29 protein-coding genes and 1 tRNA gene are annotated in these 26,606 nt (G+C 47.0%); 19 read left to right on the top strand and 11 right to left on the bottom strand.

The genetic code is table 11. The features are described 5' to 3' along the window. Nucleotides 1–178 precede the first annotated feature (178 nt). The 7 genes from WC593_02540 to WC593_02510 all read left to right on the top strand — a co-directional run bounded on the left by WC593_02540 (nucleotide 179) and on the right by WC593_02510 (nucleotide 5,334). Complete coding sequence (locus WC593_02540; GenBank protein MFA4824014.1) at nucleotides 179–682, top strand: hypothetical protein; 504 nt, start codon at nucleotides 179–181, stop codon at nucleotides 680–682. 86 nt (nucleotides 683–768) lie between these two features. Then, nucleotides 769–933, top strand: a complete 165-nt coding sequence (locus WC593_02535) for a hypothetical protein (GenBank protein ID MFA4824013.1) — start codon at nucleotides 769–771, stop codon at nucleotides 931–933. After that, complete coding sequence (locus WC593_02530) at nucleotides 923–1,405, top strand: hypothetical protein (GenBank protein ID MFA4824012.1); 483 nt, start codon at nucleotides 923–925, stop codon at nucleotides 1,403–1,405. Before WC593_02535 ends, WC593_02530 begins: the two co-directional genes overlap by 11 nt. Continuing rightward, nucleotides 1,392–1,976, top strand: a complete 585-nt coding sequence (locus tag WC593_02525; protein MFA4824011.1) for a hypothetical protein — start codon at nucleotides 1,392–1,394, stop codon at nucleotides 1,974–1,976. Before WC593_02530 ends, WC593_02525 begins: the two co-directional genes overlap by 14 nt. Before the next feature lie 565 nt (nucleotides 1,977–2,541). After that, nucleotides 2,542–2,754 (top strand): hypothetical protein, encoded by a 213-nt coding sequence (locus tag WC593_02520; protein MFA4824010.1) that lies wholly within the window; start codon nucleotides 2,542–2,544, stop codon nucleotides 2,752–2,754. A 251-nt stretch (nucleotides 2,755–3,005) separates the two neighbouring features. Further along, on the top strand, nucleotides 3,006–3,980 hold the full coding sequence (locus tag WC593_02515) for a winged helix-turn-helix domain-containing protein (protein ID MFA4824009.1): 975 nt from the start codon (nucleotides 3,006–3,008) through the stop codon (nucleotides 3,978–3,980). A 1-nt stretch (nucleotide 3,981) separates the two neighbouring features. Continuing rightward, complete coding sequence (locus tag WC593_02510) at nucleotides 3,982–5,334, top strand: hypothetical protein (GenBank protein ID MFA4824008.1); 1,353 nt, start codon at nucleotides 3,982–3,984, stop codon at nucleotides 5,332–5,334. Between the two features lie 245 nt (nucleotides 5,335–5,579). Here WC593_02510 and WC593_02505 read toward each other — a convergent pair whose 3' ends face one another. Beyond that, nucleotides 5,580–5,762 carry a hypothetical protein gene (locus WC593_02505; protein ID MFA4824007.1) on the bottom strand — a complete coding sequence of 61 codons (183 nt, stop codon included), beginning with the start codon at nucleotides 5,760–5,762 and terminating at the stop codon, nucleotides 5,580–5,582. A 346-nt stretch (nucleotides 5,763–6,108) separates the two neighbouring features. On the opposite strand from WC593_02505, the gene WC593_02500 reads away from it, so the two are divergent. Together WC593_02500 and WC593_02495 are read left to right on the top strand one after the other, a co-directional pair. After that, a complete protein-coding gene (locus WC593_02500) occupies nucleotides 6,109–6,285 on the top strand; it encodes a hypothetical protein (protein ID MFA4824006.1) in 177 nt (58 codons plus the stop codon). Nucleotides 6,286–6,381: 96 nt separating this feature from the next. Then, nucleotides 6,382–6,558, top strand: coding sequence for a hypothetical protein (locus WC593_02495; GenBank protein MFA4824005.1), 177 nt, complete (start codon nucleotides 6,382–6,384; stop codon nucleotides 6,556–6,558). Between the two features lie 694 nt (nucleotides 6,559–7,252). On the opposite strand, the gene WC593_02490 is transcribed toward WC593_02495, so the two are convergent. The 4 genes from WC593_02490 to WC593_02475 are packed head-to-tail and all read right to left on the bottom strand — an operon-like array spanning nucleotide 7,253 to nucleotide 9,175. Continuing rightward, the gene (locus WC593_02490) at nucleotides 7,253–7,675 is read right to left on the bottom strand and encodes a DUF6876 family protein (GenBank protein ID MFA4824004.1); all 423 of its coding nucleotides are present in this window, start codon (nucleotides 7,673–7,675) and stop codon (nucleotides 7,253–7,255) included. Continuing rightward, entirely contained in the window at nucleotides 7,615–7,896 is a 282-nt protein-coding gene (locus WC593_02485) for a hypothetical protein (GenBank protein MFA4824003.1), read from the bottom strand. The genes WC593_02490 and WC593_02485 overlap by 61 nt, the downstream gene beginning before the upstream one ends. Continuing rightward, nucleotides 7,893–8,804 carry an ArdC-like ssDNA-binding domain-containing protein gene (locus WC593_02480; GenBank protein ID MFA4824002.1) on the bottom strand — a complete coding sequence of 304 codons (912 nt, stop codon included), beginning with the start codon at nucleotides 8,802–8,804 and terminating at the stop codon, nucleotides 7,893–7,895. The genes WC593_02485 and WC593_02480 overlap by 4 nt, the downstream gene beginning before the upstream one ends. Continuing rightward, complete coding sequence (locus WC593_02475) at nucleotides 8,801–9,175, bottom strand: hypothetical protein (GenBank protein ID MFA4824001.1); 375 nt, start codon at nucleotides 9,173–9,175, stop codon at nucleotides 8,801–8,803. The genes WC593_02480 and WC593_02475 overlap by 4 nt, the downstream gene beginning before the upstream one ends. Before the next feature lie 355 nt (nucleotides 9,176–9,530). Between WC593_02475 and WC593_02470 the strand changes: the two genes are divergently transcribed. Further along, nucleotides 9,531–9,962, top strand: coding sequence for a hypothetical protein (locus WC593_02470; GenBank protein MFA4824000.1), 432 nt, complete (start codon nucleotides 9,531–9,533; stop codon nucleotides 9,960–9,962). A gap of 288 nt (nucleotides 9,963–10,250) precedes the next feature. Here the strand turns inward: WC593_02470 and WC593_02465 are convergent. From WC593_02465 to WC593_02455, 3 genes are all read right to left on the bottom strand, one after another. After that, nucleotides 10,251–10,322 (bottom strand) — tRNA-Arg (locus WC593_02465). Between the two features lie 116 nt (nucleotides 10,323–10,438). Further along, the gene (locus WC593_02460) at nucleotides 10,439–11,047 is read right to left on the bottom strand and encodes a hypothetical protein (protein ID MFA4823999.1); all 609 of its coding nucleotides are present in this window, start codon (nucleotides 11,045–11,047) and stop codon (nucleotides 10,439–10,441) included. A gap of 130 nt (nucleotides 11,048–11,177) precedes the next feature. Further along, nucleotides 11,178–12,404: a PAS domain-containing protein gene (locus WC593_02455; GenBank protein MFA4823998.1), complete on the bottom strand. Its 1,227-nt coding sequence runs from the start codon at nucleotides 12,402–12,404 to the stop codon at nucleotides 11,178–11,180. 378 nt (nucleotides 12,405–12,782) lie between these two features. Here WC593_02455 and WC593_02450 point away from each other — a divergent pair, with 378 nt between their 5' ends. The 7 genes from WC593_02450 to ilvD all read left to right on the top strand — a co-directional run bounded on the left by WC593_02450 (nucleotide 12,783) and on the right by ilvD (nucleotide 20,575). Beyond that, nucleotides 12,783–13,991 carry an S-layer protein gene (locus WC593_02450; protein MFA4823997.1) on the top strand — a complete coding sequence of 403 codons (1,209 nt, stop codon included), beginning with the start codon at nucleotides 12,783–12,785 and terminating at the stop codon, nucleotides 13,989–13,991. A 258-nt stretch (nucleotides 13,992–14,249) separates the two neighbouring features. After that, on the top strand, nucleotides 14,250–14,945 hold the full coding sequence (locus tag WC593_02445) for an energy-coupling factor ABC transporter permease (GenBank protein ID MFA4823996.1): 696 nt from the start codon (nucleotides 14,250–14,252) through the stop codon (nucleotides 14,943–14,945). Further along, on the top strand, nucleotides 14,942–15,244 hold the full coding sequence (locus WC593_02440; protein ID MFA4823995.1) for an energy-coupling factor ABC transporter substrate-binding protein: 303 nt from the start codon (nucleotides 14,942–14,944) through the stop codon (nucleotides 15,242–15,244). Before WC593_02445 ends, WC593_02440 begins: the two co-directional genes overlap by 4 nt. Nucleotides 15,245–15,269: 25 nt before the next feature. Beyond that, the gene (gene cbiQ, locus WC593_02435; GenBank protein ID MFA4823994.1) at nucleotides 15,270–16,058 is read left to right on the top strand and encodes a cobalt ECF transporter T component CbiQ; all 789 of its coding nucleotides are present in this window, start codon (nucleotides 15,270–15,272) and stop codon (nucleotides 16,056–16,058) included. Between the two features lie 10 nt (nucleotides 16,059–16,068). Next, nucleotides 16,069–17,271: an ATP-binding cassette domain-containing protein gene (locus WC593_02430; GenBank protein ID MFA4823993.1), complete on the top strand. Its 1,203-nt coding sequence runs from the start codon at nucleotides 16,069–16,071 to the stop codon at nucleotides 17,269–17,271. Further along, nucleotides 17,268–18,599, top strand: coding sequence for a cobyrinate a,c-diamide synthase (locus tag WC593_02425; GenBank protein MFA4823992.1), 1,332 nt, complete (start codon nucleotides 17,268–17,270; stop codon nucleotides 18,597–18,599). Before WC593_02430 ends, WC593_02425 begins: the two co-directional genes overlap by 4 nt. 332 nt (nucleotides 18,600–18,931) lie before the next feature. Continuing rightward, complete coding sequence (gene ilvD, locus WC593_02420; GenBank protein MFA4823991.1) at nucleotides 18,932–20,575, top strand: dihydroxy-acid dehydratase; 1,644 nt, start codon at nucleotides 18,932–18,934, stop codon at nucleotides 20,573–20,575. A gap of 41 nt (nucleotides 20,576–20,616) precedes the next feature. Here the strand turns inward: ilvD and WC593_02415 are convergent, their stop codons facing one another. From WC593_02415 to purH, 3 genes are all read right to left on the bottom strand, one after another. Continuing rightward, nucleotides 20,617–21,375 carry a DUF4013 domain-containing protein gene (locus WC593_02415; GenBank protein ID MFA4823990.1) on the bottom strand — a complete coding sequence of 253 codons (759 nt, stop codon included), beginning with the start codon at nucleotides 21,373–21,375 and terminating at the stop codon, nucleotides 20,617–20,619. A gap of 118 nt (nucleotides 21,376–21,493) precedes the next feature. Continuing rightward, nucleotides 21,494–22,153, bottom strand: coding sequence for a DUF4013 domain-containing protein (locus tag WC593_02410; protein ID MFA4823989.1), 660 nt, complete (start codon nucleotides 22,151–22,153; stop codon nucleotides 21,494–21,496). 265 nt (nucleotides 22,154–22,418) lie between these two features. Beyond that, complete coding sequence (purH, locus tag WC593_02405; protein ID MFA4823988.1) at nucleotides 22,419–23,903, bottom strand: bifunctional phosphoribosylaminoimidazolecarboxamide formyltransferase/IMP cyclohydrolase; 1,485 nt, start codon at nucleotides 23,901–23,903, stop codon at nucleotides 22,419–22,421. 307 nt (nucleotides 23,904–24,210) lie between these two features. Here purH and WC593_02400 point away from each other — a divergent pair, with 307 nt between their 5' ends. Next, nucleotides 24,211–24,735 (top strand): nucleotide exchange factor GrpE, encoded by a 525-nt coding sequence (locus WC593_02400; GenBank protein ID MFA4823987.1) that lies wholly within the window; start codon nucleotides 24,211–24,213, stop codon nucleotides 24,733–24,735. A gap of 19 nt (nucleotides 24,736–24,754) precedes the next feature. Continuing rightward, nucleotides 24,755–26,605: a molecular chaperone DnaK gene (gene dnaK / locus WC593_02395; protein MFA4823986.1), complete on the top strand. Its 1,851-nt coding sequence runs from the start codon at nucleotides 24,755–24,757 to the stop codon at nucleotides 26,603–26,605. Nucleotide 26,606: the final 1 nt, after the last annotated feature.

The following is a 26,606-nucleotide window of genomic DNA, read 5'->3' as shown; positions in this document are numbered from 1 at the left end:
ACGTTAATTCATTCTACAAGTCCGATAAAGATTCTGTTTTGAATTTTCCCCATCCCCACCATCCCCCCAACTCTATCGCTCATCAACAAGTCACGCATAAATCGCCGTCAGGAAAATATGAATATAGCCCGAGGGCCCGGGGCGTGATGCCACAATGATGGCAGGAATTGGAAAAACAATGGCAGATTTCGTACAGAACTCACAGACCAAGAGCGCAATCCGCGAACTCGCGGAACCGATTGCAGATGTTGCAGCGTTCAACACCATCATCCAGTCGGTTATCACCGGTAACCCGTTTGCGTGTGTATCGTATATGACCGCCGGGGTGACCCATGACCCGGTTGAAAAGACCAAGGAAGGGTACACGACCAAGATCGTCTTCCAGGACGCCGAAGCAAATACTGTCGGTAACCTGTCGGACAAGTTCACAACCATCGCAGGATTCAATGCGGGAGCCGCAGCAATTCTCGCAAACACAGCCCTTGCAACGGCTCACGGCGGAACTCCGTTCCGCGACACTGATAACGAAACGTTCAGCGCAACTCTCAAGTGCCACGACCCGAACGGCGAACTGTACATGGTGAATTTCAGCCGCAACCGGGTGACCCTGACATCCTATTCGGATGAAGCCATCCGGACCCGTGTCGAGACCTGGGCTGATACCGTAACGGCACTCGCCTAGAATCGCCCGACGATAAGACCCGGAGGGGAGAAGACCCCCCAGGTCCCCTCTCTTTTTGGTCCTCTCGTCTTTTGCGGAGGAACATTATGGATATTGAAACATTAGGAATTTTGTTAGGATCTGTGCTTCCGATTTATCCCGTCCTGTTTACGATCCATCAGAAGATCGGCAAATATGATGAGATTGTCGAGGAGTTCAAGAAACTCCGGGCGGAACATGAACGACACAAGGAGAACTATCATGGAACCTGAAATCGCTAAACAGCCGGTCGCAACCGTGACCGGTCTGTACCGGGGGAAATTCGGCGGGCTCGAACCGCTCACCATAGATAAGCCGCTCACCCGCGATGAAGTGCGGCGTAATCCCATCTTCTATGAATTGGACCTGCACCCGGAGCAGGGCGATGAGAACCTGATCATCGATGTGATTTACGATAATCTCGTACCCATCCGCCTGCAGGACCTGCGCCGGGGTACGGATATTCCGCGAGGAGTCCGGTTCTGGCCGGACTGGTTCGACATCCCGCCCTATGAGGAGATGCATGACATCGATGGTCGCCGGGTTTACCCGCGAGCGCCCGGTATCCACACGGTCCAGATCCGGACCGGTCGGCGCAAGTTCGCCCAGATGGGCCGGGTCCGGGATTTCAGTCCGGGGAATGGCGGGCACAGCAGCCCGGTCTTTGAGATCCGGATTGCGGAGAGTCCCGATGTTCGAGAATGAAGTGCAGACCCGGTGTGCCATCTGCGGCACCGGGGTCCTGCTCGGGATTGTCCTGGTGCTGGCCCATCTTCCTCTTCTTCTTCTCATCGTACCGATCGCGGTGCTGTTCCTTGGTCTCGTTGCGGACCCGGAGGAGACGCACGCGGTTTGGTACGGGATGCTGAACACGCTTGGCATCTTTGATCTCTCCGGTCTTACTGATGCAGAGCGGTTGAATTATTCCGATAAGCGGCATTACTTCTGGTTTGGCGAGGTCGGGATGGCCGCGATGCTGGCCGGGGTGTTCGCGGTCCCGGTCGGGATCTTCCTTGCGGGCCGGGCGGAGATCACGCTTGCGTTCATCGGAGCTGCGGTGCTGTTCCTGCCGCTGTTTGTATTCCTACCGAAAATTATGCAACAGGCAATGAAGGCGAATGCGGATGCAGCGATCGAGGCGTTCGGGAAGAATGAGCAGGTGAAGAGAGTCTTCTGGACTTTGTTCGTTGCAATGGCCGGGCTGGTCCTGGCCCGGGTGGTGGACCCGGTGACCGCTCACCAGGTGGTAGGGATTATTACCGGGATGGGGGGATGAAACGATCTCCCCCTCTTCATTTACCCTCCGTCAGAGTCCCCTTTTTATCTGGGGGTATAAACCATGAGGGGAAATAAGCCCAATTCGGGCTCCGTTTGCTAGACTCCAATCCGGAAAACCCCGTAAAACGGTCCGATTCAGTACGTATAAAAAATACTCCTGATTCTCCCTCCGTTTGCCAAAAAACGGCAGAATTGCATCTCTCTTAAAGCCCACCAAAGGCCCGTACATCGATGTGATTTTAGCCACCTATTTTACCCCATCCGGACCCCGAAAACCCTGCCGGAATGCGAATATGAGGGTCGTTTTTTCCGGGGGAGGTCTGAAAAACAGGGTTTTAGCCTGGAATACGGGGAGCCGGTCGCGGAGCAGGGGCGAGCACGGCGAAGCTGTGCGATGCGGGCGATGCGGGCGGCGATCAACACCAGAACCTGTTCAAAAGAAATTAAGTTTTTCTTCTTGAGGATGTTACGCTCAACGGGGCTCCGCCCCTCGCCGCGTGGGCTTCCCCGACCGAGTCAACCAATGTAGACAGAATTAAACACGAGCATGGAAGAATCTGATTATGAGTATTTTGGGAAAATTATATCCTGTGGTTATCCTCACAGCTGTTTTGATTGCAGTTTCTCTTCGCTTCATGATGTATGAATTCGACAATAATGGTCTCAGCTACTTTGCAGTAGTTTCAGGTTTTTTTGCTGTCGGTGTTCTTCAGATGTCGAGCATTTACATGAATGAAAAAATAAAAGAGATGCCCCTACCCGTGAAATACTGGTAAGTCTGCCGGCTTGTGACAGGTTCAGTGCTTCTTTAAAATTTCCTCCGTGAATATTGAATAATCATCAACCAACATCACACTCTAATCAACTAAAAAAAAATTAGAGAAGTACTGAGACTCTCCTAAGACAATCTCAAAGAAATAAGATATAGCAGAGCAAATAGAATTGCTAATTAATGTGTCATGCGTAAAGGTGCGTAAAAGTGTAAAGGTCGTAAAAGTGGAGAATCGCATAAGGAGATCGAGATATTATGAAGTCTAAACCAAAAAAAGCAAGCAGCTCTAAGACAGCCCGAATGGCAAAAATAGTGAACAATCAGTTTGATTCTGTTAATAGAAATATATTAAAGATAATCTCCGAGAGAAAAGAAATCTCTATTCAGGATTTAGCTGTTGAAATAGATCTTAATCCCAAAAATGTTGCTGTCAGGGCAAATAAACTTCAAGATGAGGGACTTATAATAAAATATAAAGGAAGCAAAAATAATAAAGCCTTTGTTAAATGGGTTGGTGGGGTTCCTGCCTTAGAAGACGATCTGGAATCTTCGACGAAAAATCATATTACTGGCGCACTACTGGTAGAAAGTTACGATTCAATGATATGTGATCCGTTTTCACCCTTCTCCTTAATTTTTGAAAATCATTGTTGGGAGGTAATAGAGAATTTCGCAGAGGGACTTAACGATCTCGAATTATCTCAACGGTTAGGTAAAGCTACATCATTAGATACAATTCGAAGAATCATGATTATCAGTTCAACCCACAACATAATTTCTATAAAAACAATTCGTAATTCTGCCGGCAAAGATATTTCCGCACTTTTTGAGCCTTTATATAAAATTGAAAAAGTTAATAAACAATATATGCAGTATTTAACGCTGATTCGGGGTTTGGCGTCAGCTATGAGTTATAAATTAGAGGGAAAGGCATCTGACAACTCTATTCATCCATTCGCACCTATTCTTGATCTGAATGAGCAAATTTTTGAATTATTCTCTGATATTGTATTGTCAGTAAAACAACCTGAAGACAGAGATATTCTTACGAAATCCCTCAAAAATTACGATTTTGCTCAGGATCTTGATCGACTATACAAACAAGAGAATTGGAGATTGAAATTAAAAAATTCTTCAGTTGTCTCACTTGATTCAAAATCTGATAATATTATCATCTCTAAAGATTTTTTTAACGATTCCAAAAATAAAATCCTTAAGGGGATGAAATGATATGGCAGATGATATTTTTACACCATACCTTTCAGATCCAATGGTACAAAAAATTCCTGAAAGATCCCTTTCACATTTGAATGACCCCAAATTGAATGATGTAATTAGGGCGTTAGATCAGATTACCCGGGGTGTTAGAGATTTTTCTAGAATACACCCATTAAGAAATCATCAAACAACGACCGGGCGCTTTAGTGCAACAATTAGTATTGCTCGTGCCCTCGCGTTTCTGGATACAGCCCATTCCACACAATCTGTAAATGAAATTGTTGAACGAATATGGAACGTAACACCAACCACTACCCAAAGGAAGAGCTTCAACGATAGTGTGTATGGTACTGTAATGTCCAATATGATATCAAGCGGAACAATTCAGTTTGATGCCTCAAAACAAAGAGTACAACAGGTAATGCCATACCCAGTGAGCAGCAAATTATACATTTACGATCATTTTTTACATAAACCTGTCATTTTCGATCAACAGAAAAACCATTTCAATATTATTCACAGTGTTCAAGATTTTCCCGAATTAACCTCCGTTCTTGAGACAAACGCTCCCAATCCGGGTGATTTTCCAAGAGATCTTTCTGCATTACAGAGCATAGATGTAATTCTCCCATATAATATTGGAGGAAGACCGTTCACATTTTCACAAACTTATATATCCGGCGAGAAGTCGTTTAAAACTTGGGAGGCAGTTCTAGAATCTGTAGATAATGTGAGGATTGGTCTACGAGAATTGCTTGTAATTCAAGGTGAAATGGGAGGCTATATTACACAAACGGAGATTTCGGAAATAACTGGGATGCCTCCGAGGATTGTAAATCGACTAATCAGAAATATAAGTAATATGGGATTAGCATTAAAAACCCGTACACTCCAAATGGGTGATGCACTTAGTCGACCCACAAGTGGCACTTTACTAAATATGAATTATTACGAATACAATAATGCCACCGATATATTACGATTGATTAGGAGTGTTCCTGATTCGCGATCTATACTAGAGACATTAAGAAGACACGGTACATTATCTGAGGATGATTTGTTGGATGAATATGAAGTGTCAATTGTTCAATCGGTCAGGAATACATTGGATGGGATGGGTCTTATAAGCAAAGAACCACTTTCAGACGGGATCTTAGTTATAGCACCGAACAAAAACGGTCAAAAATTCCTCTTTGATGTATTAGCCGTTGCTGCCAATTCGCGGATAATCACAGATCCTGATTATGATATTAAAAATAAATTATCGGCAATGTTTGAAAAAGTCGATGAAGATAAATTAAACAAGGTTACCGGGCAACTTACTTTTGATTTCTTCAAAGCACAAGAAGATGAATTAAGAAGATAATATCAATTTTTCATTACAATTAACAGATTTCACGATCCCCCAGACATTAGGTGCAAGTCTCATACTTTAGGTGTAGAATCGAGTTTAGGTGCAAAGTCGTTATGTCTTAAACAGTTCATCATTTTTTCCTGTAGTTTTATATTAGACTATATTTTTACTTTCGGATCTACTAAACCGGGATCGGTCCTGGGGTGACATGAAGACGCTCGGTCATGTTCACTCGTCCTCGTTCCGCTCGCTTGCGCTCACTGCACTCCGGCTCGCTTCACATCACCTCCCTGTTTCTCGCGGTTGACCGGGCACACGATGACGCCCCTGGCTCGTCGCGCTGCTCCAGCGCCAGCGGCTGCTCCCGCCCGCTCCTCACATACCGCTTCGCGGAATGTTCGTCGCTGTTGATCGTACTCATGCAGTACGCTCAGTGACACATTCACCCCGACCTCGCGCTGATGCACTCGCCCGGTGCGAACGTGGGCCGCTGCGGCCTGACAATCCCCCACCGATTTTATCGAAAATAGTGCGTTCAATTCCGGGCAATTCGATTACTCATCGTTTCACGCGACCCACAAAATAATTGCACCTAAATATATATTATGGAGTGTGCGGTGTGAAAGTGTATAGCCCTCCTTTTTCGATTTAAAGCCCGTAAAACCCCTAAAACCGAAACCTTAAATTCACACAAATCTATCTTTTACAATCGGGTCCAGGGGCTCATTGCAATTCCTGCAATTCCAGGACGTGTCCCCCGTAAAATCCGGTACGAAGGAGTACCTTATGAAAAAACTAAAAACCATTGGGGAAAGTTCACGCACTCATGCACCGGGTGAGAACGTGAATGACGAAGAAGGAAAAGCAGGGGCCATCGTCGCTAAACAAATCGCCCCTGCAACCACCCACCGAATACGAAGTAAAACAGTAGGGGCTGACTCAAATGTTGTGTCGAAAGATTAAAAATTCTTGTTCTCACCCGGTTCCTGGGCACGTAACCTGTAAAGAAATTACCATGATTGAAACCCGATTCGATACTGATGTTCCATGGAGGTCGTGATGCCCGGTAAAACGAAATCTCCAGAAAGCACCGTGGAGCAGATCGAAGGCATACCCCTCTACCTCGTCCCAAGAACCATCGCGGACCAGATCAAAAAGAAGCGTGAGACAATTACCTGCTTCGAAGTGAGAGAGGGAGCCAGGCATTACTATACAATAACCGTGAAGACTTCGTGATGCAGGTACATGACTAACGCTCAGTGACTCGTCCGCACAACGCATCAGGGGCTCGGACTCACCGCTGATGCGGTTCGTTACCTTCGCGCCCTGAAGCGGTGCTCCCTCGGGCCGCTGGGCCGGGACAGGATAGCCCCCTGATGGGGGCACGGGCTTCTTGTATGGGCGGGGGACAAAGCGACGGTTACAGGGCGCATCAGCGACCTGTCGATCGCTTTGTCGGGTGGGTCCAACCGGAGCAAATCACATTTTCCGATTAACTGGAGAACCGGGCTCCGAGCCGGGAGGGAGGATGCGAGCCGGAACACGGCGACCTTCGCCGTGTCGCGTGAGCATCGGGCGGGCCAAGGCAGATCAAAGCGGCTCAACAGGACAGGCACACGGCAGCAGTCCGGGCGGGTCATGGCTACACGGCGCGGTTACGGGGCGCATCAGCGACCTGTCGCGCTGTGTGCCTGGGTGGGCCAGCATGAACAAAAAGATATTGCCGGACGACGAATATTAGATCAACCCGGCAGGGCTCTTTTGATTGACCTCATGGTGACCCTGTCCGGGCCACTGTTTACCCGCAACAAAAAATAATTCTTTTCTTCATCCTGTGCAGCCACCATACAAAAAATTTCCCCAGTCCCCAGAGGGTGATCCGATTTCTTTTGTGCTGCCGTATCTCCTTCATGGTCAGCATGCTGCACCCTCAGTACTCCGATGGCAGCATAAGCACACCATCGACAAGGTACATCTTCCAGGTCCCGACCGGGAAATCCGTGTACTCGTAGTTCTGCTCGTAGATCGCCGGCATATCGCAATCTTCCCGGCAGGTCAGGATCGCTTTTCGATCCTCATCGACAACGAGCGCCCACAACTGAAACGGCATTTCTTTGACTTTCGGGTGATGCCCGAAGACAGCGCCGATATCGGAGAGCAGCCAGTGTGCCTCCGCACGGTCGGCCAGGTGCCCGATCCCGTCCGTGTGCATCAGACCGGTGAACGGGTCGCGGATGTACCGGGAAGTCCCGGTAAAATGGGAGAGGGAGGATTTTAGATCCAATGCTGCGATCATCGCTCCCGCCCCTGTGCCTCTGCTGGGATCCCGCTCGGCAGCGGATCGCAGACCCATGCGATCATATCCTGCCGCTGTCGTTCTGCGATAAGGTTGTCGAGCCCTTCCCGCTCGGCCCGGGCTTTCCATGAAGCTATGATCTCATCGTGCCTGCTGCGGAGATCCTGCGCATCTGCCTGATCCAGAAAAGCCCGCTGCTCCTTCTCGTGTATCGTGATCTCGATGCGTTCGAGTTCTTCGAGGACCTTCACTGGCAGGGCATCAAAAATAGTGTTCATGCCGTCACCCCTTCCACCGCATCGGTCCCGCTGGCGCTGGCAGGGACCGGGGCCGGAGCCCCGATCATAAAATCCGCTGCCTTCTCTGCCCTGCCTGCTGCATACATCACGAGATCGGCATCCGCCTTGATCGCTGTCGCCCAGTTCTGGAGATAGGCTGCCTGATTCTGGACAATCGCCGATGAATCAATACCGGTGAGAGCTGCCAGGTAAGCGCTCCCGATCTCGGCGACCAGTTCCTCGCGCCCGTAGGTGTCGGAACCGAAGCAGACCGGATCGGTCCGCTTGAACCGGTCGAGCCGTGGCCCGGTGGAGTGGACGCACTCATGAAACATCGTGGCGTAATAGTGCTCGGATGTTCTGAACTGGCAGATATCCGGGATGGTGATCCTATCCATCTGCGGGAGGAATGCGGCCCGATCTCCTGCGGTGATTGTTATATTTTCCCGGCCTGTGTAGTCATGAATGACCGCATCGCATCCGAGAAGGTGAGCGTTCTCCTTCACATCGGGGAGTTTGTACCCCTGCTCTATGTAATCGGTCTGTGCGACGTTGAAAACAACGAAGGCTTTCAGAAACCGGATTTGTTTTTTGTTCTCCGTCTCTTTGCCGTTCTTATCCGTCTTTGTCTCGGTCTTTACGGTCCGGCCCGCGTAGATAATCCCGTGGCCGTGTTCGCCCTTCTGGACCTGTAACCCTGCGGCGAGATACTGCCGGTAGGTTGCCCAAAAAGGAAGAGGGTAGGGACTGAGCCCGAGAATTAACCGGTTAAGCCCGGTGTATGATCTGCTGCTGAAAAGATTTCGCGGGCCGTTTTCGGTCCACGGTTTCAGCCAGGGAATTTTGCCTTCAGAGAGGGCTTTTATAATTCGTTCGTTGATCTGTGCTTTTACATCAGCGGCTTTCATGCGTGAACCCCGGCGGGCTGGGTGGCTGTAATCATGGCCTGCATGGTTGAAACGTTCGCGTATTTTCGTTCACCCTTGAGCATCCCTTTGATCTGCGCAAGCGGGGAGACGTACTGCACATCGTTGATCGTTATCATCACCGCTTTACCGGACCGGGTGATCCATGCCTTCCCGACCGGTGCCGCTTCCGAGTTTTTCATTACATCAGATATATCAAAGACCGGTGCGGGCCAGTGGTCTTCGAGCCTTCGGACTTCCCCGGCAGGAATAACCGCTTGCATAGTTTTGACATCGATACGGACCGAGCCGTTATAGAGGCGGGCTGCCCCTATGTGCTCGAACTTTACATCTGTGTTTGTTGTTGACCTCATGGTGATATTCACCATACATCTATCGACGTTAGCGCTTATATGTCTCCGCCGTGCGCAGTGTGAAAGTGAAGGCGGTGCGCCGTCCGATTTGCGAAATAAAGATTTTGCGTAGAATTTTGTTCACGCTTGGCCCACCCAGGCACACAGCGCGACAGGTCGCTGATGCGCCCCGTAACCGCGCCGTGTAGCCATGACCCGCCCACGCTGCAGGATATTTTCCGGTTTCCTGTTGGCATGAGATCGCTAGAGCAGGACCCGCCCGGCGCTCACGCGACACGGCGAAGGTCGCCGTGTTCCGGCTCGCGCCCTCCCCCCCGGACCGGGGCCCGTTTTTGGTTGTTTAGGGAAATGCATCTTGTCACGGTTGAGCCCCCCCGACAAAGCGAGCGACCGATCGCTGATGCGTCCGGTAACCGTCGCTTTGTCCTCCCACCCGTACACCGATCCCGTGCCCCCATCAGGGGGCTATCCTGACCCGGCCCAGCGGCCCGAAGGAGCACCGCTTCAGGGTGCGAAGGTAACGAACCGCATCAGCGGTGAGTCCGAGCCCCTGATGCGTCGTGCGGATGAGTCACTGAGCGTACTGCATGAGTACGATCAACAGCGACGAACATTCCGCGAAGCGGTATGTGAGGAGCGGGCGAGAGCAGCCGCTGGCGCCGGAGCCTGCGACAAGCCAGGGGCGTACTGCATCTCAACCGGGCAACTCCGGAAAAGCAAGGGAGGTGATGTGAAGCGAGTCGGAGCATCAGCGAGACGAGTGAACATGACCGACCGATCTTCATGAATCTCAAAACAAGTTCTCGTCGGGGAAGCCTGCGCGGCGAGGGGCAGGGCCCCGTTGAGTGCAACCTCCTAGGTAAATCTTCGTCGATGCTGCATGTAATCACGCTGGGATCGCCGCCCGTTTCGCATGCTTCGCACTGCTCCGCGACCGGCTTACCTAAAATTTTTACTGAAATTTTATGAGATTGAGCAAGTAAAAATGACACATTTTTCTATGTGAAAAGAGCATTACAGAAATAAGCGCGAATTGAGCAGCAAAAATGATTTAGACCTTAACCAACGGTCAGTACGCCCCGGCCGGGACTTGAACCCGGGTCAAAAGATCCGCAATCTTTTAGGATGTCCACTACCCTACCGGGACCCGATTACTTTCTGCTTTACATAAAATGTTCTCATCGCTTAAATAATTCACCATTAAAAAAATATTCAATTGTTTTAGCAGGATTCTTAAAAAAAAGTAATTGGTTATTCCTTAGATTAATTAATATTCCCTTGTCGTTTTACAGATATATTTATATTTGCTGCAACCTTGTTGCCACCAAATTCAATAAGATAATTTCCCATGGTACGGATTGTTAAGCGACGGGGATTCACTGTCCCATATTGTTTACTCTGACCAAACCCATCCTGAAGTACGATTTTACCGGTGGACTTTTCACGAACCGTCACTTCAAAATATGCATTCGGATCAAAATCATTGACTTGAACGGTGGTGAATTCATTGGAGAGTACTCGACTATCACCAGCAACCTTTCTTGTTGTATTGGTCACAGAGAGGGTAAAATCAATCAACATAGGGGGATTTTTCAGATCGAAGGAAACTGCAGATTTATTATAAGCAAAGGGTTGATTTCTAACGGAATAAATAATCACATAATCTTCCGGTATTTGGGTTAAGGAGGGAAAGGTATGATATCCATCGAAATTCGTGGTATTGGATGCTGACGTGGGTGCTATTGTAACATAAGGTGTTTCTATCGTTACATATATTGGAGATGTTGTAGGAACAATCGGCCCAGGAGGAAAAAGTTGGCCGGCTGTTGTATTACTTCCTGGTTTATCCTGCTGTTCGACAGGAGGTGCCACACATCCGGTTACACTGATAATGAGAACGATTATGATCCCCAAAATGAGAGAACCAGACAATTTTTTCATTAGTCAATAATTGAGTTTTTTATCGTAATTAAGTATTATTAAGAAATTTCAGGAAGATTTCTTAATTTTCCTTGGTGGACAGGATAAATCCAACTATTCCAGCCGGGACCCCGTCTTTTGTAGAGAGGGTGGATTTCTGAATTGTGATTGTGTGCTGCGTTCTACCGGAAAGGGTAATATTGCCTGAGTATATCAGCATACCCGGTTTTTTCAAGAGATCATCATTATGAGAAGTCAAGATCTGGGTATCTTCTGGATCAAGGATTTCATGACAGGTTTTTCCGGCAATCTCAGAAAAACTCTTGCCGATAGCCCGGGAAAAGGACCGGTTACAACCCAGGTACCTGCCATGAGTATCCATATAAAATAACGGGCTGGGAAACATATCGATTATATGCTGTAAAAAGCCCAGCTGGTTTTCAAGTGCATCCTGTGCGTGCTTCCACTCAGTGATATCAGTAATTATAATATAATGCAAAATCGAGTTATCGTGTTCTACTGATATAATACGGCTGTAGATATAACGCCGTGTGCAATCTTTCCTGATAATCCAGAACCTGAGATCAGACGGCACATTCCGGGAAATAAGACAGTCATCAATATTCTTTTTGACCCGTCCTCGATCTTCCGGGGCAGCAAGATCCTGGGGGGTAAGTGTTGATAACTCATCATGGGAGTACCCGAAGATCTCTTCTACTCGATCATTTGCATAAAGAAACCTGCCATTGTTGTAAATTAAAATACCATCCTGAAGATTTTCTGCCATCAGGCGGAACTTCTCTTCACTTGAATGCAAAGCCTGTTCGGCAGTTTTTTTTACCGTAATATCTTCAAGGATAATGATCATTCCTTGTTTACCGTCATCGAAAACGGTAGGAAGAATCTTCTGGTAATAAAACCGGGGTGTTGGTTTTATGATCCCAATCTCCGAATCGAAAATCCCTTTTTTCAATGATTGCTGTACCTGCTTAATAAATCCTTCCGCCGATGATCCTATTACTTTTAGCGAGGAAAATCGGCTTCCCAGAATTTCTTCCCGTGATTGTTGAATAAACGCAAGGAATGGATCATTGATCCGGATAATACGTTCTTCTTCATCGAGAATAAGAATCATATTATTAGTGTAACCTATTATGGAATCCAAAGGAACCCGGGATGCGAGAGAGAAAACTTTTGCTTTTCCATAATTACGCATCTGGACATGACCGGAAACTTGCAGGATCCCGAGATAGTGCCCCACCGAATGTTTGTTCTTGTTAAGTGCGCGTGCAATTTCTGTGATACTCATACCATGAGAGGAGTTTTTTAATATCTCTTTAATCTGAATGAGCTCTTCTTTAACAGGTTCCATTGTAGCAAAACTTCCGTTCAAATTCTTATCCTATTTTGTTTGAGTACCCCATAAAGGTATCACATATATGTAACCCTTGTTGATTACATATAACAAGAAAATATAAATACGAATCAAACCATTATTAGTACCACACTAACAATGTCAAAGCAAAAACAAAGACGCTTGCAGCACAAATTTAACACACAAAAACTGTAACGTGGAAACAACAAAACCGTGGAGGCTCAATCGATGACAAATTATCTCAAGATATTATGCATGCTATTTATTCTTTATGCATGCCTGATTACACCTGCAATGGCAGGAACAAAATACATGGCTGGCAGTCCTGAGTTGTCAGCATATATTTCTGGTACCAACGAGTTCAGTCCGGGTACTGAGGTCCAGATGACCGTTGTTATTGAAAATACCGGGCTCAATGAATTCAAATTTGTCGATTCTGGCATCGTTGATCGCGATGATCAGCCAAATACCGCAAAGTTCCTGACCGTCAGGTTAGAACCCGGAAATGCCCCCCTTGTCATCAAATCCGAAACCCAGATGCTGGGCGATCTTAAAGGAGCGAGCAGTGTAAATGCCGTCTTCACAACCAAGATCAATGCAGATGCACCTGCTGGAACTTACAATCTGCCGCTCGATGTAACTTATACTTACCTCCAGACTGCCGACCAATATGGCGTTGATACAATACAGTACTCTTATAAAACAATTAACGAATCAGTCACTATCCCCATAAAAATTAAACCGGAGGTTTCAATTGATGTCCTTTCAGCAGTTCCGGAGCACCTGAACGTAGGAACTGAAGGGTACATCAACATGAAAATAAAAAATACAGGATCCGACAACGGTTCTAAATCTATTGTAAAAATTACCAGAAATGGTAATAGTCCCATCATCCCAACCGATAGTAGTGTGTATATCGGAGATTTTCCTCCTGGCAGCACCGTGGATTGCCGGTATAAAGTATCCGTTTCCACGGATGCGCAAAAACAAACTTATCCAATTGATGTTACCGTTGTGTATGAGGATAATGAAGGGGACTTTGTTACCTCCCGTAGTGATACAGTTGGGGTACCTGTTGGGGGAAAAGCAGATTTTGCGGTGACATCACCTCCTTCTGAAATGAATCCCGGAAATAAAAAAGTTATTAAGGTCGAATATAAAAATACCGGAGATACCACGGTAAAAAGTGCGCAGGCACGGATAAGTGCGGTTGATCCCTTTACCAGCAATGATGATATTGCCTATATCGGCGACCTGAAACCCGGCGAATCCCGGACTGTGTCGTATGTCATGAGCGTTGATCGTTCAGCAACCATCAAGGAATATGGTCTTGACTCGGAAATACGGTACCGGGATGAACTCGACAATACGTATATCTCCGATACTATGAAAGTGAAAGTGGATGTAACCGCTCCCACCGGTGCAACTGCCATTCTCTCCAACCCGATCTATCTCTCAATTATCGTTGCAATTATTATTGGTGCAGTCTACTTAGTTTATCATTTCCGGAAGAAAAAATAATTTTTTACTGATTTTTTTTAATCAGAGATAGTTCACTGCATAGCTCAATGAACGAAAGCACAAAATATTGGAATAGAATTTTTTTTAATATATATTAACATCATTGCTCCTCGCTGAAACTGGTGGAATTTTCTGCACATTCCCTCAAAGGTCAAAAATTATTAATACAGGTCGATTCAACATTTGGATGAAAATTTAGTTGAGTTAATTCAAGTGAATTTGTTTGAGTGGAAAGATCCGATCATATGAGGAGATATAATGCACATTATGGAAGGGTTCTTACCGTGGCAATGGTGTCTGGTGTGGTGGATTGTTGCTCTGCCCTGCCTCCTGCTCGGAATATTTCAGTTGAAAAAAATCCTTGCAACTGACCGGGAGGCACTTCCCCTGCTCGGGGTTACGGGAGGATTTATCTTTATCCTGTCATCCTTGAAACTTCCTTCCGTTACCGGCAGTTGTTCACATCCCACCGGAACAGGACTCTCAACTATTTCCTTTGGACCATGGATCACCGCAGTTGTCTGCGCAATCGTTCTCCTGTTCCAGAGCATGTTTCTCGCACACGGGGGGTTGTCGGTTCTTGGTGCTAATATCGTATCCATGGGAATTATCGGACCTCTGGTTGGGTATGCGTTATACCGGATCCTGAGGGATACTTCTGTCAATATCTACATTACCGTATTCCTGGTAACTGCCCTGGCCGATATATTTACCTATATAACAACATCACTAGAACTTGCACTCGCATACCCTGCAGAGACCGGGGGATTTGTCAGCTCATTTGTCCTTTTCCTGAGCATATTTGCCATTACGCAGATTCCCCTTGCGATTGTCGAAGGTATTGTCCTTGCCCTGGTGTTCAAATATATCGTAGCCCTCAAACCGGATATCCTGATCCGGCTGAAAATCTTCTCTGAAGAAAAAATCAATGCTGCACGGAATGAGATCTCATGAGATTCAATTATTCACTTGAAGTCCTGACCGTGATTGCGATTTTTGCATTCTGTGCAATATTTCTATACACGAGTTCAACAATGAGCGGGGCAGAATTTTCCGGCTCCGATAATGTCGGATCAGGACTCATCGCAAAACTTTCCGGTACACCAGTGGAAAAATTCCAACCACTGATCCCCCAGTGGGAACCGCCAAGCAAAGAGATCGAGTCCTGCCTGTTTGCATTCCAGGCTGCCATAGGTGGGATTCTTGTTGGCGGTGTATTCGGTTTCTGGATTGGACAGAAAAAGAAAGCATAATCGATACAGAGCGTGACTACTATCTATGTTTGAGGAACTTCTGGAAGATATTGCCCAGAAGAACGGACTCCGTGAGGTAAATGCATACCTGAAACTGGCAGCCGGTATTGGGGCAATCCTTCTCTGTCTTTTCTCAACGAGTTATATTGCTCCGCTTTTTATTGCCGTTATTCTCACCGCAACAATTCTTATCCTGGCACGGGTGGATGCAAAAACCTATTCAGAGCTCTTTATTTTTCCTCTCTGGTTTGCTATAATGAGTGTAGCCGGCATCGTTCTCATCACAGGTGGACAGGATATATTCTGGAGATGGGATATCCTGCCCGGGTTCTCATTATCCATCACCCGGGAAAGCATAAATCAGGGCATGTTTGTCTTCTGTCGGGTGATTGGCGGAATGTCTGCAATGTGTTTTATTGCCCTGACAACTCCCATGACAGATATCTTCATTGTGTTACGCCAGTGCAGGATTCCCGAAGTTGTAATTGACCTGATGATGATCATCTACCGGTCCATCTTCATCCTCATCGACCAGGTTATCCAGATTTACCAGGCACAAGTCATGCGTCTTGGCTATTCCACGTTAAAGGAATCCATACACTCGTTTGCATCGCTCTGTGGGGCTGCATTTATTGCCAGCTGGGATGCCGGGGATGACCTTATTCGGGCAATGGATGCCCGATGTTATGACGGGAAATTTGCCCTGCTGGGGGAAAACCGGCCTGTCGAAAAAATTCCCTGTCTTGCAGTAGCGATATTTCTTACGCTTTCTGCCGCTGTTGTGATTGTATCAGGAACTATCACGATAATTTAAGGACCAGACCATGAGCAGCATCATACTTGAAGCCCGCGATATCCGTTATCGTTACCCGCGGGGAATGGAAGCAATCTGTGGTATCAGTTTCCATATCCGTAAAAAAGAGAAGATTGCTCTTGTCGGTCCCAATGGTGCTGGGAAATCCACGCTCCTGACTATGTTCAATGGCATGATACGCCCGGACTCTGGAGTTATGCTCTTTGATGATCAGCCAATCCGTTATGATACTGTATCGTTAAGGATGCTGCGAAAACGCGTAGGGTTTGTCCTCCAGAACCCGGACCGCCAGATTATTGCCCCGACCGTGTACCAGGATGTGGCATTCGGGCCGACAAATCTCGGGTATAGTGAAGCCAATGTAAAAGAGGCCGTGTCAACTGCGCTCCGGCATGTCGGGCTTGAGGGATTTGAACGCCGCCCCCCACACCAGTTATCCGGCGGAGAGAAGAAACGGGTGGCAATTGCCGGGGTGCTGGCAATGGACCCGGATATGCTTGTCTTTGATGAACCCACCAGCGGTCTCGATCCGTCAGGATCAGAAGATATTATGGAACTACTCGATGAATTGAATCATGAAGGCAAGACCATCATCATTTCCACCCATGATGTTGAACTCGCGTACCCGTGGGCAGATCGCGCTATCCTGATGACTGATGGAAAAATCCTTCATGAAGATATTCCTGAAGTAGCGTTTGGCAATCTTAAATCCGTTCGCACGGCTCACTTATCCCTTCCGACTCTCCTTGAATTGCACATGGAACTCCAGAAAAGGGGTTTTTTACTACCCGGGAAAAAACCCCGTACGGTGCTGGATATGATGCACTGCATCGAAACGTTATTTGAAAAAACCAGAGCACAAAACCAGCACGGCATGATTACCGTATGCAATGTTGATCTGGATTGCCAGGAATATCTGTCGGAATGGATATCGATGCATAACGGAATTTGTACAGGTGCCATGGGCACACGGGCAAAGCAGTGTGCGGAAAATTCCCGGATTCATCTGGATTTTACTTATGGCGTTATAGACAAATGTATTCTCAAAGCCCTGTTGGGAGAGGATTCCCTAATACTCACAACGGAGAGCATGGTCAAACGCGTGTACCAGAGAGTGGATGCATATTGCCTGGAAAGTGGAGTTCATATTCCTGTACATCAACTCACACCACCGCCAAAAATACTCAATGAAAAAAACGGAAGCGTGCCATGAATCCGGTTCCCCGCATAGTTATCGCAGGCACCCACAGCGGATGTGGCAAGACAACGATAGCTAGCGGCATTATGGCTGCACTTACCCGGAGGGGATTGAAAGTCCAGCCATTCAAAGTCGGGCCGGACTTCATCGATCCATCTCATCACACCCGGATCTGCGGACGGGCTTCACGGAACCTGGATCCTTTTATGATGGGCGAAGACGGCTGCATCGATACATTTCTCCGGGCAACGCAGGGTGCAGATGTTGCAGTGATCGAAGGCGTTATGGGCATGTATGATGGCATTGATGGTTCCGATATGGCGAGTACAGCCCATGTCGCACGGATCCTAAAAGCCCCGGTTATGCTGGTAGTGGATGCCAAAGGCATGTCCCGCAGCGTCCATGCACTAATCAACGGATACAAGAACTTTGATCCAACCATCTTATTTTGCGGAGTGATCTTCAACCGGATAGGAAGCCCTCGTCACCGTTTAATGATTGAACCATCATTAACTATCCCTGCTTTTGGATTTATTCCCCGTAAAGAGGAACTAGCTGTGGAAAGCCGGCATCTCGGTCTCAGGATGGCACATGAATCGGGAAGTATGGGGGAGTTTGGAAAGATCATTGAAGAGAACTGCGATCTGGATGCACTGTTAGCTGCTGCGCATCAGGTTCCATCCTTGCTAAACACGAATAATATTCATGAATGCAAACCGCAGATTCGGACAAAAATTGGTGTAGCGTTCGATGAAGCATTCTGTTTTTATTACCCGGATAATCTTGATAATTTTCAGAAGGCGGGAGCAGAACTGGTTTTTTTCAGTCCTCTCTCCGGTTCACTTCCGGTAGTCGATGCAGTCTATCTTGGCGGGGGTTACCCGGAACTCCATCTTGCCGCGCTTGAAGCATCCCGGTGCACGCACGAACTGAAACACGCTGCTGATTCGGGTATGCCAATTTATGCGGAATGTGGTGGACTGATGTATCTTACCAAAGAGATTCGATCGGATACAACTTACCGGATGTGCAACATCCTTCCCGCTTGTGCAGAGATGACCGGCCGTATCCAGGCGCTCGGTTATGTAAAAGGGGAGAGTATTGACGGTCATCCCTTCCTTCCATCGGGCCAGTCGGTTACCGGTCATGAGTTTCATTATTCGCGATTGGATCCCTCGTACGATGCCAAGTACGCATTCCGGCTATCTCGGGGGAAAGGTATTGAGGATGGAAAAGACGGGTTGATCTCGCAAAATGTCGTAGGCTGCTATACGCATGCATACTTCACCACGTCATTTGCAGAAGCCCTGGTTAACTCTTCTTTGCTGTTTTCACGACAGTAATAAGTATTTACTGCCAGGATTGTAGGGATTCTTTCTCCATTATTGTCCTATTAAACAAAAGTTGATAATCCGATCTTTGTAATTGGGGGAATATTCTCTTCTTTTCATGATTGATAACTGGGGTCACCCAAAATGTGTTTTTTGACGCTTCCCTTCGACATCGGGGCGATTATTTCATTGCATCGCGGAATGCATTAAAGCTAAAAAAGGGCGCTGTGACGTCAGTTAAGTGATGATCCTCCAAAGGAAAAGAACCAATAAGACGTTTTTTCCACAAGGGATATAATTGTCATACTGCGAACCTATCATCACCAGTATACTGGGGAAAATTCATGCGTAGCGATGAAGTTAAATCCGGATACCAGCGGGCTCCCAACCGTTCGCTCCTGCGATCCCTCGGGGTCACTGAACGGGAGATGGGACTGCCGTTCATTGGAATTGCAAATGCCTACAATACGATTGTCCCCGGACACATCCATCTCAGGCAACTTACGGAGAAAGTCCGTGAAGGGATAGCTGCAGCTGGCGGCGTCCCGTTTGAATTCGGTGTTATCGGTATATGTGACGGGATTGCGATGGGCCACGAGGGTATGCGCTACTCGCTGCCTTCGCGGGAGAATATTGCTGATTCCATTGAACTGATGGCTGAATCACACAGGTTTGATGGGCTTGTCTGTGTCGGAACCTGCGACAAGATCGTCCCGGGCATGCTGATGGCAGCAGCACGGACCAATATCCCCACGATCGTTCTTACCGGTGGGCCTATGCTCTCGGGATTTCAGGAAGGAAAAGAACGCTCTCTTATCGATGTGTTTGAAGCAGTCGGAAAAGTAGCTGCAGGAACCATGAGTGAAGAAGCACTCTGTGAGTTAGAGGGGTGTGCCATGCCCGGATGCGGCAGCTGCCAGGGCCTTTACACGGCAAACACCATGGCCTGTATGACCGAGGCTATGGGAATGTCACTTCCCGGATGTGCTGCTATCCCGGCAGTTGATGCTGGAAAATTACGGATTGCGCGAGAGACCGGAGAAGCCATCCTGCCCCTTGTGAAAAATGGAATCAAACCGCGGGATATCATTACAAAAAAGAGTCTCCGTAATGCAATCCGGGTGGATATGGCACTGGGCGGATCGACCAACACAGTCCTGCACCTGATGGCAATTGCGGTAGAAGCTGATATCCCCCTTACTCTTGAGGATTTTAAGACACTCGCAGATGAGATCCCTCACCTTTGCTATATGCAACCGTCCGGTCCGCATTCAATGCAGACCCTCCACCGATCAGGAGGTATCCCGGCTGTGCTGAAAAGACTTGAATCGTATCTGGATGACTGTATCACGGTCTCAGGTAAAAAAGTTCTTGACATTGCAAAAGATGCACGCATCAGAAATGATGAAATTATCCGGGATATTAAAAATCCAATAAACCGGGAAGGAGGACTCAAAATTTTATCGGGTTCCCTTGCACCAGACGGCGCTGTCGTCAAGAGCGCGGCGGTACCAAAGGAGATGTGGAAGCACGAAGGGCCCGCCCGCGTTTTTGATGGCGAAGGGCCGGCCATGAAGGCGATTCTAGCCCGTGAAATCAAGGAAAAAGATGTAATCGTCATCAGGTACGAAGGACCACGGGGAGCTCCAGGTATGCCAGAAATGCTTTCTCCCACATCTGCACTCATGGGACTGGGATATACCAAGGTAGTCCTGATCACCGATGGACGGTTTTCCGGGGGAACACGGGGGCCCTGTATCGGGCATGTTGCGCCGGAAGCAGCGGTTGGTGGACCGATAGCACTGGTCAAAGAAGGAGACAAGATTTTTGTTGATCTCTTCACAAAAAAGATCGATATCCTTGTTGATGCAGCCATTCTTGAACAGCGGCGAAAAATCCTCAAACCCCATACCAGGAAACTGACCGGGGTCCTTGCACGCTATGCAAAAACCGTGGAACAGGCAAACCTCGGTGCTGTGCAGCGTTAACCAAAACGGGAATTTTCCCTTTTGAAATATCTTTTTAAAAATTATTGTGTTGTGATTATTGTATTGTACATTATTGGTTCAGGATCCGACTTTTCCTCACCGATATCATATACCAAAGACACATAACGGCTCGTGAAAATGAAATAGGGCACATAGAGTATGATCATGACAATCACGCCAATAAGATCGCCAAATATTGGGATTAATGAGAATACATTGGTAACCATACCAAAAATAAAGCCGATTACACTGATCACAATTAGCGCTAACAGGTAATTCAACCAGCCAATCCTGCGGATGTGGGACACGATTGCAGAAAAATTAAACGCTTCTGCCATGCTGCCGGTCCGGGCGAACCGGACCACGCCAAGAAATGAAAAAATACTGATAATAATCCCACAGAGGACTGCAAGCAGGAGCAGAATTGCCAAAAAACCAATCGCTGAGATAAATTCCGGATGAACTAGTATCCATTGCTGAATCTGGGCATCGGAAAGAGATGATGGATCCTTATGTGGCGCTCCCCCGGCAATCAACGTTGATAACAGCGGAAGAAACGCGATGATAACCAGCAGGATAACGGGGATGATGTACACCACCTCCACTACGAGCAACTTCAGGCCATCGATAAACATCGAACCCCATTGTTCAGGTTCTGGGGCCGGTTTTACTCCCCGGAAAATACGTACCATATAGCCGAGAATCAAAGGGAATAGTATCAGACAGCCTATAAGAATGAGCCACCGTTTTGTTCGTCCCCATACACCCTCTTTAGTATAGGCAAATGTCTGATCAAGCATTGAACCATAATCCATAAAAACCACCAGATTAGTAAAAATCATAGAATTTTTGAAAGTAAAAAGGCTATCCACCAAGAATAACACTTTTTTTTCAGTGATTTAAAAAAAAGATTGATTTTTATGCAGAACCTGCAGCATCATAGAGCTGGCAGACATAGCGGGAGATAAACAGAGTCCATGGAGCAATGAGGCAGAGATAAATAAGGATTCCCAGGTACGGGATCATCATCAGGATCGTAACGATGATTCCAAAGATAATTCCAACGACGAACAAGACAACAATAGCAATAATATAGGGGACCCAGCCGAGTTTTTCGATCGTTGCAAGGATTGCGCTGAAGTTGAATGCCTCACCAATGCTTCCGGTCCTGGCAAACCGGACAATTCCGATAATCTCAAAGACGGCGATAACAATCGCAAGAATGAGCATGATTATCAGGCCGATAGCCATAGCACCAATTGCTGCCATCATTGCTGTTGTATCCTGGGTTACTATTGCAACTGCAGATGCACCGATAACAAGAACCCAGACAATGATGAGTGGTATTGCATAGATGAGAGCGACGATTACATACTTGATACCGTCAATGAAAAGGGTTCCCCAGTCTTCGACTTCAGGAGCGGGTTTTTCCCCTCTCAGAATTTTCATTGAATAGCCTGCAAGGGGAAGTCCAAGAAGGATAGTTGCGATGATAAGCATTACCCACTTGTTCCACTTGCCAACAACTGCTTCCTTTGCGTATTCAAAGGATTCTCCAACCATACTTCCATAATCCATTATTTCAAACCTCTTAAATGCTGATTCTGTCAATCATCCATGACACTAAGCCACAAACGATTTAAATTACGTATGATCACTTCGCAGAATATATATTTATCGCGTATTGTAATAAAAAATTTAAAAAAAAAGGATAATTACCCCTTCATTCTCAAAATAAACTTGATACTGCTGCACGTTTACTTTTTCTATTTATTCCAAATAACTGGTGGATTGAAGGAAACGACAGGTAAATCTTTTTTTTGAAAAAAAATGAACAAATGATTCAATGCCTGAAGTACCGTATACCCGTAAAAACCATCGCCATGTGTAAGCGGTTTGCGGCTTCAATAACTTCCTTATCCCTAATTGATCCACCTGGTTGCACAAGTGCTGTTGCACCAGCTTGTGCACCAACTTCTAGCGTGTCGGGAAATGGCAGGAATGCATCAGAAGCAACTGCTGATCCTTTAAGTGAACTACACGCTTTTTCTATAGCAATCTTTGCTGAATCCACCCGGCTCATCTGACCGGCACCAATTCCCAAGGTCCGTTTCTGATCGGCAAAGATGATCGTGTTACTCTTTGTGTGTTTGCAGACTTTCCAAGCAAGTTGGAGAGCTTTCATCTCATCAGGCGTTGGATCCCTGTCCGTAATCACTTCCCAGTGTTCCTGGTATTCCGGGGTTCGCTGTACGAGTACTCCTCCATCAATAGTACGAATTTCATCAGCTGGGGAAGGTGGGGGAAGAATGAGCACTCTCATTGTATCTTTCCGGCTCATGACAGAGAGTGATTCTGGTGAGAATGATGGTGCCACAACCACTTCAACAAAGGTTTTGCAAATCTCTTCTGCCAAGATACGATCCACTTCACGATTTAATGAAATTACAGATCCATATGCAGAAACGGGATCAACATCTCGTGCTGATATATACGCATCCAGCAGATTCTCTCCAACAGCCACACCGCAGGGATTATTGTGTTTGACGATAACCGCGGCCGGCTCTACAAACTCCCTCAAGAGGCCGGTTCCGGCATTCACATCGAGATAATTATTGTAAGACATCTGCTTGCCCTGCACGGGTTCAGTACCCGCAATGCCGCTGGTTCCATAGACTGCAGCCTTTTGGTGAGGATTTTCTCCGTATCTCAGGGTCCGGCCCCCGGTGAACTGGATGGAGAATGTAGTCGGAAATGGGTTTTCAAGCCGGTAAAGATAATTACTGATCGCTGCATCATAAGCAGCAGTTCGCGCAAATGCTTTTCTTGCAAGGTCCAGGCGCATATCAGCAGTTAAACCAGTGTTGCAGATTGCATTCATAATATCCTTGTAATCTGAAGGATCAACAATCACGCCAACATCGCGATAATTCTTTGCCGCAGCGCGTATCATGGCTGGTCCACCGATGTCGATGTATTCTATCAGATCTTCAAGTCTCATCTGTTTCTGGGACATCTTTTCAAACGGGTACAGGTTTACGACCAGAAGATCAATGCGATTGATACCATGTTTTTGCATGACTGCATCATCAATCAACCGCCGTCCCAGTAGCCCTCCATGAACTTTTGGATGCAGGGTCTTGACCCGTCCATCCATCATTTCAGGAAAACCAGTATAATTCGAGACTTCGGTAAAAGCAACTCTGGCTTCTGCCAGTGCCTTGCCGGTCCCCCCGGAGCTCATTATGCTGTATTTTTCCCGGATAAGCTCCCGCGCAAGTTCGACGATCCCCGTCTTGTCCCAGACGGAAAGCAATGCCCATTTCATGGTCTATTGTATGAAATACAGGAGAGAAAAATGTATGCTGGTATATGATAATTAAAAAACCAATTATTCGACAGTTGCTTTTATAGGATTTCAGCGGATGAAATCCTTAAACATTATAATAAATTCTATTGAATAGGGCCTTAAATCAAAATCTGGGCTAATTTTAAACGCGATAAAAATAATGGCCCTGGTTTTAAGTCTTAAATACCAATCCCCCCCCATAACGGCGATTCCAGTTTATGGATTATGTAAATATATATATAGAACTACAATACAACAGATATGAGAAAAACGTAAAGGTCGCACTATGACTAATGCAGAACCCAGTAACGAACAGACTTGCGAAGAATGTGCCGGCATTTCGGATAGTGCCCCTTTGAGCGCCGAAACGGATCCAGCCGTTCTGGATGAGCAGAAGAAGGCATTTTCCGAACTCAATGATCGGTATTTACGTCTTGCTGCGGATTTTGAAAATTTCAAAAAACGCACAGCGCGTGACCGGGAAATGATTACGAATCTTGCAAATGAACGACTCGCAGTTGATATCATAGAAGTCCTCGATAACTTTGAGCGGGCAATAAAAGCAGATGATGCTCACTTGCGCGAAGGTATCGTCCAGATTCAGCATCTGCTCTATTCACAACTGCAGCGCCACGGCATCACACCATTAGATGCTCTCAAAAAACCATTCAATCCTGCAGAGCATGAGGCAATTGCGCATGTGCCTTCCGAGGAAAATGAAGGAATCGTTGTCGATGAAGTGGCACGCGGGTATCGTATGCATGACAAAGTAATCCGGCATGCAAAAGTTGCAGTATCAAAAGGAAAGTAAGTAAAAGGAGGTAAAAAAAATGGCTAACGATAAAGTTTTGGGAATTGATCTGGGAACAACCTACTCCTGCATGTCCATCATGGAGGCGGGAAAGCCAATTGTGATCCCGAATTCCGAAGGTGGACGAACAACAGCATCGATCGTTGCTTTTACAAAAGAAGGTGAACGGTTGGTTGGCAGTCTTGCAAAGCGGCAGGCGGTAACAAACCCGCAGCGGACAATCCAGTCCATCAAGCGAAAGATGGGTAGCAGCGAAAAGATCAAAATTGATGATAAGAACTATACTCCGCAGGAAATATCATCGATGATCCTGCAGAAATTAAAAATTGATGCTGAAGCCTATCTTGGCGAAAAGATCACAAAAGCGGTTGTCACCGTCCCGGCATATTTTAATGATGCCCAGCGCCAGGCAACCAAGGATGCGGGAAAGATTGCAGGATTAGAAGTACTGCGTATCATCAATGAACCAACCGCAAGCGCTCTCGCGTATGGTATTGACAAGGAACAGGACGCAACGGTCCTTGTCTATGATCTTGGTGGTGGTACGTTCGATGTCTCAATTCTCACGCTCGGAGACGGTGTCTTTGAAGTAAAATCCACAGCAGGTAATAACCATCTTGGCGGCGACGACTTCGACCAGCGAGTCACCGATTATCTTGTTGAGGAGTTCAAAAAGAAAGAAGGCATCGACCTTCGTACCGATCCGTATGCCATGCAGCGCCTGCGCGATGCTTCGGAAAATGCCAAGATCGAGCTCTCGCAGCGCCAGAGCACCAACATCAATCTGCCCTATATTACACAGGACAAGAGCGGTCCGAAGTTTTTGAACATCGACCTCACCAAGGCAAAACTCGAACAACTTATCGGTGATCTGGTCGAATCAACGGTCGGCCCGGTCAAACAGGCGCTCAGTGACGCAAAGCTCGAGGCAAAGGACATCGATCATGTCCTGCTCGTTGGCGGGTCAACCCGTGTACCACTTGTTCAGGATACAGTGAAAAAGCTTCTCGGAAAAGAACCGGATAAAGGACTTAACCCGGATGAATGCGTTGCCCTCGGTGCAGGTATCCAGGGTGCAGTCCTGACCGGTGAGACAAAAGATATTGTTCTTTTGGATGTCACCCCGCTTACACTTGGTATCGAGACACTGGGAGGCATAGCCACAAAACTCATCGAGCGCAATACGACTATCCCTACACGAAAAAGCCAGATCTTCTCAACGGCAGCCGATGGCCAGACCAGTGTCGAGATCCATGTTGTCCAGGGAGAACGTGCGCTGGCAAAAGACAACTTCACCCTAGGCAAATTCCAGCTAACCGGAATTCCCCCGGCTCCGCGCGGTATTCCACAGATTGAAGTCACGTTTGATATCGATTCAAATGGTATCATCCACGTATCCGCAAAGGATCTTGGCACCGGTAACCAGCAGAATATCTCCATCAAAGGTGACAAGAAACTCACTGATGAAGATATCAAGAAGATGATGGATGCCGCAAAGATGTTTGAGAACGAGGACAAGCAGAAACGCGATGAAATTGAACTGCACAACCAGGCCGACACTGCGGTCTTCACAGCAGAGAAGATGCTCAAAGAAAGCGGTGACAAGCTTGAATCTGAAGATAAACAGAAGGTTGAAGACAGCGTTGCAGCAGTAAAAAAAGCGCTTGCGGATGACAATCTCGATGAGATCAAGAAGTCCATGGAAGCTCTCACCGAAGCAGTATATGCTGTGACAACAAAGATCTATCAGAAGGTTCAGGCAGAACAGGCAGCACAACAGCAGTCCGCTGGTGCCGGCGCTCCGCCAAACCCGGATACCAAAGATGATGACAATGTTGTCAATGCTGATTACAAGGTAAAAGAAGAGTGAA

Source organism: Methanoregula sp. (assembly GCA_041645435.1).
Classification (GTDB): Archaea; Halobacteriota; Methanomicrobia; order Methanomicrobiales; family Methanospirillaceae; genus Methanoregula.
This window is presented reverse-complemented; position numbering and strand designations above follow the sequence as displayed.